Below are 18,484 nucleotides of genomic sequence, written 5' to 3'. Positions count from 1 at the left end.
AACACCGATGATAACGATCGAGGCGGTCAACAAGTTCTACGGCATCTACAAGGCGCTCGACGACGTCTCGCTCGACATTGCTGCCGGCGAATTCTTCTCGCTGCTTGGTCCGTCCGGCTGCGGCAAGACCACGCTGTTGCGCTCGATCGCCGGCTTCGACACACCGAGCACCGGCGATATCCGCATCGATGGGCAATCGGTGATCGGCACGCCGCCGAACCGCCGTCCGACCAACATGGTCTTCCAGAACTATGCGATCTTTCCGCATCTCGATGTCGAGGAAAACGTCGCTTATGGCCTGAAACGCTTGAAGCTTGATGCGAGCGAGGAGCGCCGGCGCGTGGGCGCCGCCCTCGACCAGGTCCGGCTCGGCCATCTCGGCAAGCGCCGGGCGCACGAGCTTTCCGGCGGTCAGCGCCAGCGCGTCGCACTTGCCCGAGCGCTCGTCATGCGCCCAAAAGTCCTGCTGCTCGATGAACCGCTTTCGGCGCTCGACAAGAAGCTGAGGGAGGAAATGCAGGTCGAGTTGCGCTCGCTGCAAAAGGCCGTCGGCATCACCTTCATCCTCGTCACGCACGATCAGTACGAGGCGCTCGCTTTGTCCGATCGGATCGCCGTGATGTTTGGCGGACGCATCGCACAGGTGGCAACACCAAAGGAAATCTACCAGCGCCCGACCACCCGTCAGATCGCCGATTTTCTCGGCGGCATGAATTTCATGAAGGCGCGGATCACCGGCGAGACTGCGACGCGGCTCTCGGTCGAAACACCGCGTTTCGGCGGCGTCACGCTCGACAAGCCGCTTGGGTTCAACGCCCGCAATGGCACGGCGACGATCGGCATCCGGCCGGAACGGCTGCGCGTGCTTTGGGATGACGCCAAGGCCGATTTCGAGCTCGCTGGCCGGGTCGTCGATCGCCACTATTTCGGCGAGATCACCCACCTGATCGTCGACGTCCCCGGCATGGAGCAGCCGCTCTCCGTCTCGGAAACCAACAATTTCGGTGCGGATGACATTCCGGTCGGCGACGCGGTTCGGCTCGCCTATGATCCGGATGCGCTCGTGGCGCTTTCGGACTGATTGGGCCGGGCAGCCGCACCTCGCAGCTGCCCCGAATTTTTCCCCTCAGTAACCTGCTTTGATTTTCTCGAACTCGGCGATCATCTTCTGGCGCAGCTCCATCGGCATCGGCGATTGGAACAGCGTGTTGTCGAGGAACTTCGAAACGTCTGCATAGCCCTTGTCGGCCAGGATCTTCGGATCGACCTGCGCCATGCCGCGCGCATTGGCATGGCCATAGCCCCAGGATTCAACCATGTAGGAGGTGATCGCCGGATCGGTGATCGAGTTGAGGAAGTCATACTGCTGGTCCTCCGGGGCCGCAGCACCCTTGAGCCGGACATAGCCGCACACCCAGGTCGACAGGCCCTCGACGGTGTCTTTCTTGATCGCAGCCGGCACGCCGTCGGCCTGCAGCGTCGTGGCGGTTTCGTTCCAGGCCCAGGCGAGATCGACCTCGCCGCTGGCGATCGCCTGGCTGAGGTCGGTGTTGTCTGTCCAGTAGAGGCGAACGTTCTTGTGCACCTCGCGCAGGAAATCCGACGCCTGTTTGAATTGCTCGTCGGTCATCGTCGTCCAGTCCTTGAGACCGATCGCAAGGCTCGCGAGCGCATAGGCGTCATCGACATTGTCGCCGATCGATACCCTGTCTTTGAACTTCGGATCGGCAAAGGCCTTCAGCGAGGAAATCTCCTCGGGCTTCACCGTGTCGGTACGATAGGTCAGCACCGTGTTGCCCCATTCGAACGGCAACAGCCAGGCCTTGCCATCAGGCGTGGTCATCAGCCCCTTCATGGCAACAATGCCTGGATCGGTGTCGTTCCAGTAGGTCAGCTTCGACGTATCCAGTGGCTCGATCAGGCCGGCCTCCCGCCACTTCGCTACGCTCTGCGAACAGGGGTGGGCGAGATCGGCCTTGAAGCCTGAGCGCAGCTTCTGGAAAGCCTCTTCCTCGTCGCCGAAGAAACTGAAATCGGGCTCGGCACCATGTTTGGCGGTATAGGCGGGGTGGAAGGCAGGGTCCTCGTAACCCGACCAGTCGAAGATCGTGAGATTGTCTGCGGCAAGCGCCGGCAGGGCAGTGCTCGAGACAAGCGAGGCGATGAACACGCCCCGCAAGATTTGCCTGCACACGTTCACCAATATCATGCCAACCTCCTCTATCCGGCCGTTCCGGCGTTGTTGTTCCCTATTTCGGCCCTTCCCGGGTGAAATGCTTGGGGAAGGCGACGAGCAGATACTCGACGGCCGCAGCATGCGCCTTCTCGCGCGTCAGTCCGTCGCCCATCATCAGCCGCAGCCACAGCCCTTCCATCGATGCGCAGAGCGCCAGCGTCATCCCCTCAGGCTCGTAGGCATAGCCGCCCTCGTCCTTGAGCGTCTGGCAGAGCGCCAGAAAGATCTCCTGGTACTTGACGTCGCGTGCGCCGCAGAGCGCCTGATAGGTCGGCCGCGACTTTGCCTCACCCCAGAAGGCGCACCACGCGGCAAGCTTGCGCTTGGTGCAGATCTTTCGATCGAAATCGCAGGCAACGAGCGCCCAGAGTTGGGCCGCCGCCTTGTCGCCGGCCTTGTCCAGCGCCGCACCCCAATTGGCGGCATATTCGTCCGCCATGTATTGCAGCGTGGCGATCAGCAACTTTTCCTTGCTTTCGAAATGGAAGTTGACGATGCCGCGCGAAAGACCGGCGCCATCGGCGACATCGGCCAGCGTTGTCTCGGAATAGCCGCGCTTGGCGAGCGAATCGATCGTCGCCTCGATCAACTGCTGCCGTCTGGTTTCCTTGGACGCCTTGCGCCCGCGCTTCTCGGTGTCCGTTGCGTCCTGTGCCGCAGAGGTGAGTTTCATCCGTACCGCCGTGCTGTTCTTCTTGAGGCGCAGGTGCATATCATGCTCCGCGCGGCATCGGCTTGATGCCACGCAGATGAGTGGGACAATGCTCACCACTGTCAAGCACCTTCTGCATCGCAGTCCAGGTCCGGATGTTCTTCGCCACATAGGCTTCGCCGACGGCGGCGATGGCCTCGGCGCGCAGGGAACCTTCAAGCCTTGAAAGCTCGTTGCGGGCGACGTCCCGGTACCAGGCATTGCGGCTGAGCGAACCGACATCGTCGAAGCCGGCCGCCGTCATCGCTGCTATATAGGTCTTAGCCGAGGCCATGCCGAAGCTCAGACCTTCGGCCGCAAGATAGGCCTTCATGTTGCTGGACGGTTCGCCATCATGCGAGATCAGCCAATCGGAGGCAGCAAAGGCCCCGCCGGGCGCAAGCACACGGAAGATCTCGCGGAAGATCGCCGCCTTGTCCGGGACATGCACCAGCGCATCCTTGGAAAAGACCACATCGAAACTGCAATCTGGGAATGGCAAACGACCGGGCGCCGACTGGATGAAGGCGACATTGGTCAAACCCGAACGCGCGGCAGCAACTCGAGCCCGCTCGATTACCGGCACCTCGACATCGAAACCCGTCACCTGCGCCGGGCCATGGGTTTCGGCAATATGCAGCGTCGCCCCGCCGGCCCCGCAGCCGAAATCGAGCACGCGTTTGCCGCCAAGCTCCAGCCCTTCGAGAACGCGATCGACCTCTCCAGCACCCCCGGGAGAAAGATACCCCTCCCCCCAGAGCACCGCGAGAAAGCGGATGGCCGCATCGTCGTATTCCGCCAGCGGCTGCACCTCTCCATCGATCGACGACATCGGACCTCCGATCCGGCGTTGCACCTCTACAGAAATCCTATCGCGTTATCAGGGGATTGCAACATATTTGCTGAACACTCATTCAAAATATATGGACAACATTCTGCTTTCCATGTCATTTTTTCATCAACGACAAGGGGAGCCACATGAAAAAATACGACGTGGTGATGATCGGAGGCGGCCATAACGGGCTGGTAACGGCCTGCTATCTCCAACGGGCGGGACTGGATGTCATCGTCCTTGAGAAGAACGCCTGGGTCGGCGGCGCCGCCACCAGCCGGGAGCTGACCCCCGGCTTTCTCTATTCGAACTGTTCTTACGTCTGCTCTTTGTTCCGGCCCGAGATCATGCGCGACCTCGAGCTGCCCAAGCACGGGCTGCAGGTCATCTCCTACGAAGGCGGCGCGGTCTTTACGCGGGATGGCGACTACCTCGCCTCCTATCGCGATCATGACTCCCACCGCCGCGAATTCGCCCGCTTTTCCAAACGCGATGCCGAAGCCTATGATCGGTATGCACGGGATGTGACGCGCCAATGCCGGTTCATCCAGCCGCTGCTGATGCGCACGGCACCGGATCCGTTCAGCTTCAAACCGCGCGACCTTCAGGAGATGCTCTATCTCGCAAAGAAGTTCGGTGACTTCTCTGCGGCAGAAATGGCCGCAACCTTGCGCTTCTGGACCATGTCGATTTCGGACTTCCTCGACGAGTATTTCGAGACCGACGTGGTGAAAGCCTATCTGGCGCTCTCGGGCATCATCGGAACGGCGCTTGGGCCGATGTCGCCTGGAACGGCCTATGTGCTGTTGCATCACTATATGGGCGAGGTCGACGGGTCGGTCGGCGCCTGGGGCTATGCCCGCGGCGGCATGGGCGCGGTGACGTCGGCCCTCGCCTCCTCCTTCAAGGCATCGGGCGGCACAATCCGCACCGGCGCCGATGTCGCCAAGATCATGACCCATCGCGGCAAGGCGACAGGGGCGGTGCTTGCCGACGGCGAAGAAGTCCTCGGCAAGCTTGTCGTCTCCAATGCCGACGTCAAGCGTACCTTCCTGAAGCTCGTCGACGAGAGCGCGCTGCCGGAGCGTTTCGTCCACCGTGTCCGCCACTTCAAGATGCGCGGCTCCTCGGGCAAGCTCAACATCGCCCTCGACAGCCTGCCGGAGTTTCCGGCCTTGCCATCTGGCTCCTCCTGCATTCGCGGCGACCTGCACTTCACAGACACGATCGAACGCATGGAAAAGGGCTATGACGACTGGAAGGCCGGGCGCTGGTCGGCCGATCCCTTCGTCGACATGATGATCCCGACGACGCTCGACCCGACGATGGCCCCGCCCGGCAAGCACTTCGTCTCCTGCTTCGTGCAATACTGTCCACCGAAGGTCGAAGGCAACGACTGGACCGATGCCGACCGTGACGCCTTCGCTGAGACGGTGATCAAGCAGATCTCCGACTATTCGCCCGGCTTCCGCGAACGCATCCTGCACATGGAGGTGCGCACGCCGCGCGAGATAGAGCAGGAAGTCGGCCTCACCGAAGGCAACATCTTCCAGGGCGAACTGACCTTCGACCAGTTGCTGTTCAACCGGCCGGTCCCCGGATACGCACAATATCGAAGCCCGGTCCGCGGTCTCTACATCTGCGGCTCCTCGACCCATCCCGGCGGCGGCGTCATGGGCGCCCCCGGCCGCAACGCCGCCGCCGAGATCCTGCGCGATCTCAGGCACGCTCCCTCGCACATGAGTTCGGCCCATGACGTCATTTGATGCCATCGTCATCGGCGGCGGCCACAACGGCCTGACCGCCGCCACCCTCCTTGCCCGGTCCGGGCGCAAGGTCGTGGTGATCGAAGCGGACGACACGCTCGGCGGTGCGGCCCGCAGCTTCGAGTTTCATCCAGGCTTCGTCAGCCCTGGCCTTGCGCACATCATCAATCGCCTCGACGCAGATGTGTTGTCCGCGCTCGAAATTGATCATTCGACAACGCACGTGACCGCCCCGACCGTTGCGCTATCGCCGACGGGTGTGCACGCCGTGCTGCGTGGCGCCTATGGTGAAACGATCGACGGGGTCTCTCGGGAGGAGGCGGCGCGTTTTACCGATTTTCGCGGCAAGCTCCTGTTCCAGGCGGGCATCTTCAAACGCTTCCTCAAGCGTCGCCCGCCCGAAGTGGGCGAGATCGCCTTCGACGATCTCAAGTCCTTCGCCACCGCCGGTCTTCATCTCCTGAGCAAGGGGCGCGAGGAAGGCCGCGATTTCCTACGCATGCTCCTGATGAATGTCGCCGATGTCGCCGATGAATATCTGACCGACGACCGGCTGAAGGGCCTTGCCGCCTTCGATGCGACGCTCGGCATTCATCTCGGGCCGCGATCGCCGACATCGCTGCTTGGTCTCTATTATCGCCTGACCGGCGAAGTGGCTGGCGCTACCGGCGCGCAGGTCGTGGCGAAGGGCAATGGCCAGTCGATCGCCGCCCTCTTCGATGCGGCGGCGACCAAGGCGGGCGTTGCGATCCGGACCGGCACGCGCGTCGAGAAGATCGTCGCCGATCGCGGCCGCGCGACCGGGATCATGCTGTCGACGGGCGAAACGCTGACCGCCCCGGCCATCATCTCCGCCATCCATCCGCAGGCGACGTTCATGGCCCTGACCGATGCCGCCGAGATCGGCACCGGCTTCCGCCGCGCCATCGGCAACATCCGCACCAGGGGCAATGTCGCCAAGCTCGACCTGGCGCTCGACCGTGTCCCCGATTTCCCGGGTGTGGCGCGCGCCGATCTTGCCGGCAGGCTGGTGATCGCCCGATCGATCGATCACGTAGAGCAGGCATTCAACCCGGCGAAGTATGGCCAGTTCTCGACCGATCCGGTGATGGAGATAACGCTTCCGAGCCTGACCGATCCCACGCTTGCGCCCGACGGCGCCTGCACACTTTCGGCGCTGGTCGAGTTTGCGCCCTATGCGCTTGCGGATGGTTGGGAAAAGGGCAAGCCCGCCTTCCTGAAGATCGTGCTCGAAACGCTCGAACGCTATTGCCCGGGGGTTGGCGCCAGTATCGTCGCCACGCATTTCCTGACACCTGCCGACATGGAAGAACGCTACAACCTGCCGGGCGGGCACTGGCACCACGGCGAATTGCAGGCCGACCAGCTCCTGATCAACCGCCCGGTCAATGCAGCCGCCGGCTACGCGACGCCGCTCGAAGGCCTTTACCTCGCAAGCGCTGGCTCGCATCCGGGTGGCGGCATCTCCGGCCTGCCCGGCCTGCTCGCTGCCCGCCAGATCCTTTCGGAGAAACGCGCATGATGCACCTCACCGCCTTCAACCGCGCTGAACAGGGGCACATCCTGACGCCGCGTCTCGAAACGCCTTTTCACGACCGGCTGGCCGCGCTCAGCGAGACCAACGACTGGTACAGCTGGGCGGGCTACAAGGCGCCGCATTCGATCTTCGACACCGAACTCGAATATTTCGCCATCCGCTCGACATCGGCCCTTTTCGATATTTCTCCCATGGTGAAGTACCGCATTCGCGGCAGCGATGCCGCGCGCTACCTGAACCGCCTTACGGTGCGCGATGTCGCCAAGCTCGGCGTCGGGCGGGTCCATTATACCGCCTGGTGCGACGACCACGGACACGTGCTCGACGATGGTACGCTCTTCCGGCTGGCGACCGACGACTTCCGCCTCTGCTGCCAGGAGCGGCATTTGCCCTGGCTGCTCGACAGCGCCGGCGGGTTCTCGGTCGAAATCAGCGAGGAGACTGCAGAGATCGCCGCCGTCGCGCTGCAGGGACCGACCGCCTTTGCGGTGCTCGAAGCCGCCGGCTTTGCTGGCGTCGAGACGCTGAAGCCGTTTCAGTTGGCCGAGTTCCCGCATGCCGACGGCAGCGTGACGATCTCGCGCACCGGCTTTACCGGCGACCTTGGCTACGAGCTCTTCGCCCCGGCGAAGGCGGCGCTCAGCCTCTGGGATCGGCTCTGGACGGCCGGCAGCGGCTTCGGCCTGAAAGCAATCGGTTACGACGCGCTCAACCGCGCCCGCATCGAGGCGGGCTTCATCGTTGCCAATGCGGATTTCATCACCGCCGAGGCCGCTCTTCGTGCCGATCGCGAACGGTTGCCCGACGAGATCGGCCTCGACTGGCTCGTCGATCCGCAAAAGCCGTATTTCAACGGTCGCGATGCAATCCTGAAGGCGCGGACGAAAGGCACGTTCAAACATGTGCTGGTCGGCCTCGAGATCGAGGGCAACATTCCCGCCGAAGGCGCCATCGTCTATCATCGCGGCAAGAAGGAAGTGGGGCTGGTGACGGCCGCCATCTGGTCTCCGCTCGCCAAGCGCAACATCGCAATCGCCACGCTTTGGCGACCTTACGGGGCGAGCGTCACCGACAATCTCTGGGTGGAGATCTACGCCATGCGGGAACTTCAGTATCAGAAGCTGATGAAGCGCGCCCGCTTGGTGTCACGGCCGTTCGTCAAGCTCGACCGCCGCTCGGCGACGCCCCCGGGACGTTTCTAGGGGTGTCGTGATGGACGACGAAACGAGGCGTCATTGGGCGCTGATCCGAACTCCGCCCGGCATCGAATGGTCCGGACGCACGCGCTATGCGGCTGCCATGTTCTTCTACCAGCGCGGCCAGATGAATGCGGAAACGCTGGAGATCTATCGCATCTGCTCGCGGCTGGACGCCGAGGATCCGGTTTCCGTGCTTAAGAGCCATCACCTCGGGGCCGACTGGATTTCGAGGATGGAGACGGAATCGGACCGGCCGTGAGGCGGCTGCTTGCCTGGTGCGCCAGGTATCGCGCGACAGCATCGCAGGCTGGCGGCGCAATCGGGGCGCTGGACATGTTGCTGGCCGCCGGGCAGTGATGGAGCGCCTGGCCGTGAAGGCGCCGCCGCCTTGAATCATGTCGCAAAAGCCGGCGTTCGGTCCGCCGCCGGCACGTTCTGGGCGATGGGCCGCCTGCCCGCGCGGATTGCGCCGGGCATCGACCACGCCGCGCCTATGCCGCCGAGGCGGCCTTGCCGCCTTGAGCGTTGCGGCTCTCCTGCGCAGCGTAGCGTGCCCGCTTCTGCTCGTACATGCTGAGGTCCGCGCGCTTGACCAGGGCTTCCATGGTTTCCCCGGTTTCGCTGGTCGCAGTGCCGAGCGATATGCTGAGAGGCGCGTTGGAATAGAACTGGTTGTTGATCTTCAACAATTCGCTGATGGTCTCGACCATGGTCGCCACCGCCTGGCGGTCGGCGCCTGGCATCAGGATGGCAAATTCGTCGCCGCCGATGCGGGCAGCATGGTTGGGCTGCGACACCGCGCCGTTCAGCACTTCGCCGAGACGGCGCAGGAGGGCATCGCCGGCATCGTGCCCAAGCTGGTCATTCGCCGCCTTGAGACCATCAAGGTCGACGACGATGGCCGAAACCGGGCGCAACGACTTGCGCTCCAGCCGGTTCAGCTCGTCGGTGTAGAAGGCGCGGTTGTGCAGCTTCGTCAGCACGTCGTGCTTGCCGAGATATTCGAGATAGGCCTCCGCCTTCTTGCGCGCGGTGATATCGGTCAACGCCACCTGGACCAGCGACCAGTCGTCTTCATGGCCGGGAAGCACGGAGAATTGCAAAAGGACGTGGCGCTCCGACCCATCGAGCGCATAGTTCACCACCTCGCGGTGATGAAGAAGATTGCCGTTCCACAGCTCGATCAGCTGCTCCTTGAAATGCTTCTCCATCTCGTTGCGGAAGATGTCGCCGAGATGCTGTAGCAGGGTGTTCCGGTCCGGTGCACAAAACAGGTCGAGCGTCGCCTGGTTGATGTCGATGACCCGGATCTCGCTCATGCATTGGCGCACGAATTCCGGATGAACGTCGGTGAAGACGCGGAAATCGACGATGCCGCGTTCACGGACATCCTCGAGCAGCAGCTTGATGCGGCTGAAGTCCTCGACCCACAGCGACACCGGCGAATGCTCGAAGATGCCTTCCGCATACTGTCGGTTGGCCCGTTCGTTGCGCCGGGCTTCTTCGCGCGCGGTCACGTCTTCCGTCGTCAGAAGCAGCCGCCCCAGCGTATCCTCGTATCCCGGCAGTACCGAGCCGCGCAGCTGGATGTCGAGCCGGCGTCCCGTCAGCGTGTAGTTGACGGCACTGCTGCTGAACTCGGTCTTGCCCTCCCACAATTCGGCAAGCTCGTTGACATGGCTTTCGAGCATGTCGTCGCGAAAGACTTTCGAAAGGTTCGCCTGAAGATGATCGAGATCGCGCGCTTCGAACAGTTCCAGTGTCCGGCGGTTGACCTGGAGAACACGAATTTGGCCGGAGCACGCGGCGACACGCGTCAGATCCTCTCTAAGATAGGCACGGAGATCCACCACACCCTCGGCCCGCCAGCGATCGAACTGCGCCTTGACCCCACTGAAATCCTCGATCCACATCGCGATCGGCGCCAGATCAAAAATGTTGGTGTCGGAAGAACCTGTCATTATTGTTCCATCTCGGTTGGCGGAGAGAGGGCATGCAAGGCGCGGCGCCTTTGGGCAACCTAACCCTCTTTAAGTAACGATACGTAAATCCTCAACAGCGGATCGCAATCACGGCAGGTGACACGCCAGCGCCCACGAGGCGGGCGATGGGACGATCGCTTGCACGGCCGACCGCGACACACCAACTGGTGGAAATATTTGCAACCTGTGGTCAACATGATCTTGAAAGCACCAAATCGGTGCTTTACATCAGATCCATGATACAGACGACCCACACGGCAACCCTCCGCTATCGCCTGGTGCCGGACGGCGAGGCCCGGCACGCGCTGGAGGAGACATTTGCCGCCTATGCGAAGATGCTTGCGCTGCTCGATGAGCTGACGGTGGAAAAAGGCGGGGCCAATCTCGTGACCCTGCACGAGCTTGCCTACGAGACCGTCAGGGATCGGACCGGCCTGCCCGCCCGTTTCGTGACGCTGGGCCTGCGCGATTTCGCGTCGAACCGCGGGCGGCCGAGCGAGCCCCTGCGGCTGCCGCTCGACGAAAAATTGTTTGCGATCAAGGGCCCGGCCGCCCTCACCGTCGCAACGGTGCGCGGCCGTGTCGCCATCCCCTTTGATGTGGCGGGCTACTCACGCGGTACGCCCAACATTTTTTCGGCCGAGCTCGTCGCCGATGCCGGCGGCTATGAAATTCACATCGGCGTCACGCCGCACACGGATCGAACGGAGGAAGACATGATGATGAACGAAGGCATTCTTTCGCGCATGGGGCGGCTGATCGCCGGTCTTGCCAACGCCGCCGTCGACAAGGCGGAAGGCACCAACAAGGTGGCCGTCGTCGAACAAGCATTGCGCGAAATCGATGCCGCGGCCGAAGAAGCGAAAGCCGACATCGGCAAAGCGCGCGCCGAGGAGTACCGCATCCAAAGCCGACGTGAAGAAATCGCGTCCGACCTGACTATGCTCGAAGAAAAGATCCTGACGGCGGTATCCGCCGGTCGCGATGATCTCGCCAAGGCCGGTATCGCCCGCCAGATCGATCTGGAATCGCAGGTTTCCGCTCTCGACAAGGCGCTAGCCGATGCCCGCAGCTACCTTGACGAAGGCCAGCAGGCGCTGCAGGCCGTGCTTGCAACACGCCGCGAGGCCGAAGCGAGACTTGGCGACCTGAAGCGGAGCCTGGCGCAATACCCGGATGAGCCGGCAACGGCCCGTGCACGCGCCAATCCGGCCGATGGTGCGGCCCGGGCTGCCGCCGCCGTCTCCCGCGTTACCGGCGTTCCCGCCGGCAACAATGCCACAAGCGCCGAACTCGATGAGCTCGACCGGCTGCACCGTGAACAGGCGATCGAAGCGCGGCTGGCGAAATTCAAGGCCGGAAAGGACTAACGCCGATGGAGCTTTTCTTCGCTCCTGAATGCCTGCCCTTTGCCATTGCCGCCATCATGCTTGCGGCCTTGACCGCGATCGAGATGCTGTGCCTGCTCGTCGGCTTCTCGCTCGGCGAGGTGATCGACAAGGCCGGGCTGGACGAGCACAACGCTCTGGCGGGGCTGCTCTCCTGGCTGAATGTCGGCGGCGTCCCGATCCTGATCTTCATCATGCTGCTGCTGGCTCTGTTCTCGATGACCGGGTTCGTCATCCAGAGTATCGCCCACAGCGTCTGGCTGCCGCTGCCGGCTCTGGTTGCCAGCGTGCCCGCACTGCTCTTGAGCCTGCCCACGGTCAGGGCGTCGAGCCGCGCGGTCGCGCGGATTGTGCCACGCGACGAGACCTACGTCGTCGACCTCAAGGAATTCGTCGGCCGGACCGCCGAAGTCTCAGTCGGCCCGCTCGATCAGGGCCTGCCGGGACGTGTTCGTCTCAAGGACAAACACGGCAACTGGCACAACCTGCGCGCCAAAGCAGCCAAGGGTGAACCCGCCATCACCATCGGCACACAAATCCTCATCGTCGACCGCGCCAAGGATGTCTTCATCGCCATTCCCGCGCCGGCAGACCTCATCTCTACGCTAAACACCACCTCCACGGAGCAACAATGATCTTTGATCTTCTCCTGCCCGCCGGCATCGGCGTCGTCCTGATCCTCGGCATCGGCTTTGTGCTCGCATCGCTCTATACGCGATCGAGCCGCGACGAAGCCTATGTGCGCACCGGCCTCGGCGGCCAGAAGGTCGTGCTCGACGGCGGCTCAATCGTCCTGCCGATCTTCCACTCGATCGCCCGGGTCAATCTGAAGACGCTGCGTCTCGAAGTTCGCCGCGGCGAAGGCGACGCGCTGATCACAAAGGACCGCATGCGCGTCGATATCGGCGCCGAATTCTACGTCCGCGTGAAGCCGGACGCCTCCTCGATCGCGCTTGCCGCCCAGACGCTCGGCGACCGCACCAACGATGCCGAGCAACTGCGTGTGCTGATCGAGGCGAAGTTCGTCGACGGCCTGCGCTCCGTGGCTGCCACCATGAGCCTCGACGCGCTGCAGGAGCAGCGCATGGATTTCGTCAAGGCAGTGCAGGAAGCTGTCGGCGCCGACCTGCAATCGAACGGTCTCGAACTGGAATCCGTGTCGCTGACGCGGCTTGACCAGACCGACATCAAGCACTTCAACGCCAACAACTTCTTCGACGCCCATGGTCTTGCCGCGCTGACGCGCATTACCGAGGGCCGCAAGAAGGAGCGCAACGAGATCGTGCGCGACACCGAAGTCGCCATTGCACAGAAGGATCTCGAGGCCCGCCAGCAGTCGCTGGCGATCGAAAGGACCAAACGTGAAGCCGAGTTGAACCAGGAACGCGATATCGCCAACAAGTCTGCCGCGACCCGCGCCGAAACGGCGCAGCAGGAACAGGCTGCCAAGCGCGCCGAAGAAGAGGCCCGCATCGCGACCGAACAGGCAATCGCCGAGCGCGAGGCCGCCGCCAAGCAGGTGCGCGAAAGCGCCAACATCGAGGCAACCCGGACGGTCCAGCAGCGCGACACTGAAGCCAAGCGCGACCTGCAGATCGTCGCCCAGGAAAGCGCGATTGCCGTTGCCAACAAGAGCCGTGAGGAATCCGAGGCCAAGGCCAAGGCCGAAACGGCACGCGCGCTTGCAATCGCCGCAGAAGAAAAGGTCGGCACAGCCAAGGCCGTCGAGATTGCCGAGCGCGAACGCCAGATCGCCGTTATCGACGCCCGCAAGACCGCCGAGACGGAAGCAACGGCCGTGACCGTTGGTGCGGAGGCCGAAAAGCAGGCGGCCCTCGACCAGGCGGACGCGATCAAGACGCTTGCCACCGCCGAGGCCGAAGCTGCCATCATCAAGGCCAAGGGCGTGCTCGAGACAGGCAAGGCGGCGGCAGAGAGCGAAGCCTTGCTCAACGAGGCACGCAACAAGCTGAGCGCCGCCATCATCGAGTTCGAGATCCTGCGCGAGCGCATCCGCATCATCCCCGAAGCCTTGGCCGAAGCCGTCAAGCCGATCGAGAAGATCTCCGACATTCGCATCTTCGACACCGGCGGCATGCTGGGTCGCGGCGGCGCTGGCGGTGCGGGCGGCACCAATGGCATCGGCATGGGCGAAGGCCTTGCCGGGCAGTTGCTCGCGTATCAGGCCAACAAGCCGATCCTCGACCGCCTGATGAAGGAAGCCGGGTTCGAAGGCGACAATGCCGTCTCTTCCCTGCTTGCCAATCTGAACGGCAAAGGGCCGGAAGAACTGGAAAGGGACTGAGCTTCGCAAACGCGCCGGCCACTTCATGGTGGCCGGCACCATCGTTTCCAGGCAATCTCGCGTCAACGCATCGCCCTGTCCCTTCTGGACCAAGCTAGCCGACAGGGACGCGGCAACCCTTGCGGCAATCGTGGTGTCGCTTATCTCATGGCGTTCACGGGTTCGGGAAAGGAAATGCCCATGGCCTTCCGCGACGATGATCTGACCTATCTCGAAAGCCACGGCATCCCGCCGCTTCCCGCGCCAGATGAGCAGGGTTTCGTCGAAAACCAGGGCGCGCGCATGTGGTATGCGAGCCACGGTTCCGGGCCGGCGGTGATCCTCTTGCACGGCGGCATGGGAAACGGCGGCAACTGGGGCTATCAGGTGCCGGCAATCGTCGACGCCGGCTACCGCGCCGTCGTCATCGACAGCCGCGGCCACGGCCGCCGCAGTACACGGGATGCACGTGATTACAGCTACCAGCTGATGGCAGCAGACACCCGCGCCGTGATGGATCGACTGCAGATCCACAAGGCTGCGATCATCGGCTGGAGCGATGGCGCCGATACCGGCCTGATCCTCGCCCAGGAAACGCCCGAGCGTGTTGCCGGTGTTTTCTTCTTCGCCTGCAATGTCGACAACTCGGGTACCAGGCCGTTCGAGTTCACGCCTGTGATCGGCCGCATCTGGCAGCAGCACCAGAAGGATTATGCCGCACGCTCGACGACACCCGGTGATTTCGAAGCGCTCTCGGCAGCGGTGGAAGCAATGCAGCGCACGCAACCGAACCTGTCGGCAGCCGAGCTTGCGGCGATCTCCGTGCCCGTTGCCGTCGTCCTTGGCGAACATGACGAATTCATCAGGCAGGAGCACATGGCATATCTCGCCGAGACGCTGCCTGACGCAACCCTTAGCATCCTTCCCGGCCTCAGCCATTTTGCGCCGTTGCAAAGGCCCGATGTCTTCGATGATGCGGTGCTCGCCTTCTTGAGCGGCGTGCTGCGCTAACGCTGGCTGTTCGGTCGCGAGAACTCTGCCGGCCGGCTGTTGATTTCCGACCCGGTTTTCGGAAAGCACGTCCTCAACCCACCGAAACCGGTGGCCGGTGTCGGTTACGTGCGATACAACCGATGGGCGATCAGGAGGAAAAAATGCAGAAGTCCGATTACCCCAGGGGTACGGTTTCCCGTCTCAGCATCGACAGCGATGTTCTCAAAAGCAACAGGCTCGGGGACCCGACACGGCGCCACGTCGATGTCTATGTCCCCGCAAACCACGTCGGTACCGGCCTGCCGCTGCTCGTCGACCTCGTCGGCTTCACGGCGGGCGGGCCTTTGCATACGGCATGGAAGCCCTTCTTCGAGAACGTGCCGGAACGCTTGGACCGGCTCATTGCGACAGGTGAGATGCCGCCGGTGGCCGTCGCCTTTCCCGATTGTTTCACCTCGCTCGGCGGCAACCAATATGTCAACAGCACAGCCGTCGGCCGCTGGGAGGATTTCCTCATCGACGAGATGCTTCCGGCCGTCGAAACGCGCTTTGGTTGCGGCGGCACCGGGCGGCGCGGCGTCTTCGGCAAAAGTTCGGGTGGCTATGGCGCCTTCTCCCATGCCTTCCGGCGGCCGGACATCTGGGCTGCGGCCGCAAGCCATTCGGGCGACGCAGGCTTCGATCTGATGGCGGCCGATTTCCCCATGGTTTTGCGCGCTCTCGCGCGGCATGGTCTGTCGATCGAAAACTGGTTTCGGGCCTACGAGAAGCGGCAGAAGCATGCCGACGAGGACATTCCCGTCCTGCTCGTTCTTGCCCAGGCGGCGAGCTACGACCCTGATCCTGACCTTGACGTTTTCAAGGGGCTGCGGCTTCCGGTCGATCTGGAAACCTGCGAGTTGATAAAGGATCGGTGGAAAAACTGGATGGCCTGCGATCCCGTCGAACTGGCGAAAACCCATGGTCACAACATCGCCAAGCTCAAGGCCTTCTACATGGATTGCGGCACCGTGGATCAGTACAACCTGCTTTACGGCAATCGCCGCATCCACCGGACGCTGAAGGAACTCGGCGTCGAACATACCTATGAAGAGTTCGAGGACAACCACAATTCGGTCGATTACCGCATGGATGTCAGCCTGCCCTTCCTCGCCAAGGCGCTGCAGTAACAAGGATCAGGGGGCACGACCGGCAGGCGTTGCCGGTCGTGATGTCTTGCCAGATGGCAATGAGGGATGCTTGATGAAGTCATCCCTCTGCTCCAATCTCAGGCCGCACGCCGGTCGTGGCGTCCCTCTTCGATCTCCTCGACGATCTTGGCAACGAAGGCGTCGAGATCGTCGGGGGAGCGGGAGGTGATGATGCCGTGGTCGTTGACGACCTTGGCATCGACCCACTGTGCGCCGGCATTCTCGACATCCTTGCGGATCGAGGCATAGGAGGTTGCCTTGCGCCCTTTCAATGCGTCGGCCTCCACCAGCAGCCAGGGCGCATGGCAGATCGCCGCCACCACCTTGCCCGATTGCACGAAATCGGTGACGACCCGCATGGCGTCAGCATCCTTCCGCAGGATATCGGGATTGATCTGGCCACCGGGCAGTACAAGCGCATCGAAGTCGCGAACAAACACGTCCTTCGCCGTGAGGTCGACATCGACGGTGTCGCTCCAATCACCCTTGTCCCAGCCCTTGATGGCACGTTTTTCCGGCGATGCTATGGTCACCGTGGCGCCGCGCTTCGACAGTTCGTCGCGCGGCACCCGCAACTCCGAACGCTCATAGCCGTCGGTTGCAAGAATGAGAATTCTGGCGGTGTCGATCGATGGCATGGCCAAGTCCTTTCCCGGTTTGTGAGCAAGCAGGGAGAACCGGCTGCAGTTGGAATGGTTCCCTCGCCACGTTTGCGCCGCCGTAAAGCGCATCATGCGCCGGTAGCCAGCAACGACGTCTCGAAAGTCCATCCTTCGACAAACGCCCTCACGGCGTCAGCAGCCAGAACACCGATCCTGAAAGAAGGATGAAAAGGGCGATAAGCCTGACGAAGCGCTGCATGCCATGCGAGGTGTCGCCTCCCAGGACCGCGTTCCACAACGCTCCGCCGGAAGCATCGATGTCGGCGGTTGCCGCCAACGCGGTCGGCCGGTTCACGGATGCCGCCGCACTGTAATCGTGAGGGCGCGGCTGCCGGCTCGTCGTCTCGGTTTCGTCATCGTCGATGCCGAAGCTGACAATCCGGCCATCGCCCGCATCGGCCACCTGAGCTTCGCGCGATACGCGATCTTCCTGCTCTGGTCGCCCCATGAGCACATCCAGCCACGCGCGGCGTGCCTGCGCCGCTGCAGCATGTCGGGGCCATTGAGCGGATGCTGAAAGGATCGCCGAAGAGCGGCTGGTTTTGGGGTGACGGAGTGACATCGCAGGCCTCCTTTAATTCACAATGCCGCTGAAGCGCGTTTGTTCCATCACCTTCAGCGGATGCGCAAATAAAAAGGGCGCTCAACCCTTGACGAGGAGCGCCCTTTTTGACCCGGACAGCTTCGAACGCGCGGCTGTCGCCGCTGCAGGAAGCCATCGATACGGGTAGTGATGCGTAGATAGTTGAGCGCGTCCGGATTTCAAGGACTCTTTCCACTTCTTCCGTTGATTGCTCTGAGAACCGGCAGAAGCTGTGCACGCTCAGTCAAAACTGATTTCACAGCTGGACGCGACGGCGGCGGACGCGTTTGCGATCATGCCTTTCACCGATGAGAGGAGACATCATGCGCTTCAAGAACAAGACCGCCCTGATTACGGGTGGCGGAACCGGAATTGGTGCGGCAGTTGCGCGCCGCATCCGCGCGGACGGGGGAAATGTCGCGCTCGTCGGCCGACGGCCGGAGCCTCTGCGCGATGTGGCCGACGAGATCGGGGCAACGGTCGTCGTAGCGGATGCGGCCGACAGCGCCAGCATGAAGGCTGCCGTGGCAAGGGTCGCCGAAACGCTCGGCGGATTGGACATTCTCATCGCGAATGCCGGCGGTCATGGCGTCGGGCCGACGATCGGCATGTCGGATGAAACCTGGGATCTCGCCGTCCGCCTGAACCTTAACACGGCCTTCGTCAGCGCGCGGGAATCCCTTCCGCATCTTATCGAGAGCAAAGGTAACATCGTCGTTCTCGCGTCGATCGCTGGACTGTTCGCAGGACCCGATGCGGCCGGCTACGTCACCATGAAACACGGCTGTATGGGCTTGGCAAAATCGCTGGCGCGCGACTATGGCCGCCGCGGCGTCCGCACCAACACGATCTGCCCCGGCTGGGTCACGACCGCGATGGCCGACGAGCAGATGGAATTCATCGTCGAGAAGTTCAAGCTGAAGAGCATCGAGGAAGCCTACGCGCTTGTCACCAAGGACGTGCCGCTTGGCCGGCCGGCAACAGCCGATGACGTCGCCAATGCCGTCTGCTTCCTGGCGTCCGCGGAAGCCTCGATGATCAATGGCGCCGTCCTGACGGTAGATGGCGGTGCCGGCACCGTCGACCTGCCCACACTTGCATTTGCAGAATAGGAGGAGAA

Annotated in this window: 17 protein-coding genes; 11 read left to right on the top strand and 6 right to left on the bottom strand. The window is 62.8% G+C overall.

From position 1 onward, the window contains the following. The first annotated feature begins 7 nt into the window (after positions 1 to 7). Positions 8 to 1,081, top strand: coding sequence for an ABC transporter ATP-binding protein (locus AC1Q80_RS21655; protein WP_492361932.1), 1,074 nt, complete (start codon positions 8 to 10; stop codon positions 1,079 to 1,081). 45 nt (positions 1,082 to 1,126) lie between these two features. Here AC1Q80_RS21655 and AC1Q80_RS21650 read toward each other — a convergent pair whose 3' ends face one another. From AC1Q80_RS21650 to AC1Q80_RS21640, 3 genes are read right to left on the bottom strand one after another with little or no spacing between them, the layout of a single operon-like run. Beyond that, a complete protein-coding gene (locus tag AC1Q80_RS21650) occupies positions 1,127 to 2,209 on the bottom strand; it encodes an extracellular solute-binding protein (RefSeq protein WP_173423345.1) in 1,083 nt (360 codons plus the stop codon). Positions 2,210 to 2,249: 40 nt separating this feature from the next. Continuing rightward, complete coding sequence (locus tag AC1Q80_RS21645) at positions 2,250 to 2,909, bottom strand: TetR family transcriptional regulator C-terminal domain-containing protein (protein ID WP_492361931.1); 660 nt, start codon at positions 2,907 to 2,909, stop codon at positions 2,250 to 2,252. A gap of 40 nt (positions 2,910 to 2,949) precedes the next feature. Then, positions 2,950 to 3,759 (bottom strand): class I SAM-dependent methyltransferase, encoded by an 810-nt coding sequence (locus AC1Q80_RS21640; RefSeq protein WP_173423346.1) that lies wholly within the window; start codon positions 3,757 to 3,759, stop codon positions 2,950 to 2,952. Between the two features lie 146 nt (positions 3,760 to 3,905). Between AC1Q80_RS21640 and AC1Q80_RS21635 the strand changes: the two genes are divergently transcribed. The 4 genes from AC1Q80_RS21635 to AC1Q80_RS21620 are packed head-to-tail and all read left to right on the top strand — an operon-like array spanning position 3,906 to position 8,541. Next, complete coding sequence (locus AC1Q80_RS21635; protein WP_492361792.1) at positions 3,906 to 5,525, top strand: phytoene desaturase family protein; 1,620 nt, start codon at positions 3,906 to 3,908, stop codon at positions 5,523 to 5,525. Next, complete coding sequence (locus AC1Q80_RS21630) at positions 5,512 to 7,068, top strand: phytoene desaturase family protein (RefSeq protein ID WP_492361791.1); 1,557 nt, start codon at positions 5,512 to 5,514, stop codon at positions 7,066 to 7,068. The genes AC1Q80_RS21635 and AC1Q80_RS21630 overlap by 14 nt, the downstream gene beginning before the upstream one ends. Then, a complete protein-coding gene (locus AC1Q80_RS21625) occupies positions 7,065 to 8,285 on the top strand; it encodes an aminomethyl transferase family protein (protein WP_492361790.1) in 1,221 nt (406 codons plus the stop codon). Before AC1Q80_RS21630 ends, AC1Q80_RS21625 begins: the two co-directional genes overlap by 4 nt. Before the next feature lie 10 nt (positions 8,286 to 8,295). Beyond that, on the top strand, positions 8,296 to 8,541 hold the full coding sequence (locus AC1Q80_RS21620; protein WP_492361789.1) for a hypothetical protein: 246 nt from the start codon (positions 8,296 to 8,298) through the stop codon (positions 8,539 to 8,541). 232 nt (positions 8,542 to 8,773) lie between these two features. Here the strand turns inward: AC1Q80_RS21620 and AC1Q80_RS21615 are convergent, their stop codons facing one another. Continuing rightward, on the bottom strand, positions 8,774 to 10,243 hold the full coding sequence (locus AC1Q80_RS21615; protein WP_492361788.1) for a sensor domain-containing diguanylate cyclase: 1,470 nt from the start codon (positions 10,241 to 10,243) through the stop codon (positions 8,774 to 8,776). 257 nt (positions 10,244 to 10,500) lie between these two features. On the opposite strand from AC1Q80_RS21615, the gene AC1Q80_RS21610 reads away from it, so the two are divergent. The 5 genes from AC1Q80_RS21610 to AC1Q80_RS21590 all read left to right on the top strand — a co-directional run bounded on the left by AC1Q80_RS21610 (position 10,501) and on the right by AC1Q80_RS21590 (position 16,098). Further along, positions 10,501 to 11,634: a PspA/IM30 family protein gene (locus AC1Q80_RS21610; protein ID WP_492361787.1), complete on the top strand. Its 1,134-nt coding sequence runs from the start codon at positions 10,501 to 10,503 to the stop codon at positions 11,632 to 11,634. 5 nt (positions 11,635 to 11,639) lie between these two features. After that, positions 11,640 to 12,287, top strand: coding sequence for an OB-fold-containig protein (locus AC1Q80_RS21605; protein ID WP_492361786.1), 648 nt, complete (start codon positions 11,640 to 11,642; stop codon positions 12,285 to 12,287). Next, positions 12,284 to 13,957 (top strand): flotillin family protein, encoded by a 1,674-nt coding sequence (locus AC1Q80_RS21600; RefSeq protein WP_492361785.1) that lies wholly within the window; start codon positions 12,284 to 12,286, stop codon positions 13,955 to 13,957. The genes AC1Q80_RS21605 and AC1Q80_RS21600 overlap by 4 nt, the downstream gene beginning before the upstream one ends. Before the next feature lie 180 nt (positions 13,958 to 14,137). Next, entirely contained in the window at positions 14,138 to 14,947 is an 810-nt protein-coding gene (locus AC1Q80_RS21595) for an alpha/beta fold hydrolase (RefSeq protein ID WP_492361784.1), read from the top strand. Between the two features lie 143 nt (positions 14,948 to 15,090). After that, positions 15,091 to 16,098 (top strand): alpha/beta hydrolase, encoded by a 1,008-nt coding sequence (locus AC1Q80_RS21590; RefSeq protein ID WP_492361783.1) that lies wholly within the window; start codon positions 15,091 to 15,093, stop codon positions 16,096 to 16,098. A 98-nt stretch (positions 16,099 to 16,196) separates the two neighbouring features. Here AC1Q80_RS21590 and AC1Q80_RS21585 read toward each other — a convergent pair whose 3' ends face one another. Further along, positions 16,197 to 16,757: a type 1 glutamine amidotransferase domain-containing protein gene (locus AC1Q80_RS21585; protein WP_173423356.1), complete on the bottom strand. Its 561-nt coding sequence runs from the start codon at positions 16,755 to 16,757 to the stop codon at positions 16,197 to 16,199. Positions 16,758 to 16,905: 148 nt separating this feature from the next. Continuing rightward, the gene (locus AC1Q80_RS21580; protein ID WP_492361782.1) at positions 16,906 to 17,229 is read right to left on the bottom strand and encodes a hypothetical protein; all 324 of its coding nucleotides are present in this window, start codon (positions 17,227 to 17,229) and stop codon (positions 16,906 to 16,908) included. Between the two features lie 458 nt (positions 17,230 to 17,687). Here AC1Q80_RS21580 and AC1Q80_RS21575 point away from each other — a divergent pair, with 458 nt between their 5' ends. Continuing rightward, positions 17,688 to 18,476 carry an SDR family NAD(P)-dependent oxidoreductase gene (locus AC1Q80_RS21575; protein WP_492361781.1) on the top strand — a complete coding sequence of 263 codons (789 nt, stop codon included), beginning with the start codon at positions 17,688 to 17,690 and terminating at the stop codon, positions 18,474 to 18,476. Positions 18,477 to 18,484 lie beyond the last annotated feature (8 nt).

Source organism: Ensifer sp. GW823-FHT05D09, from assembly GCF_058795755.1.
The sequence above is the reverse complement of the archived record's forward strand: the minus strand, read 5'-3'. Positions and strand labels throughout refer to the sequence as shown.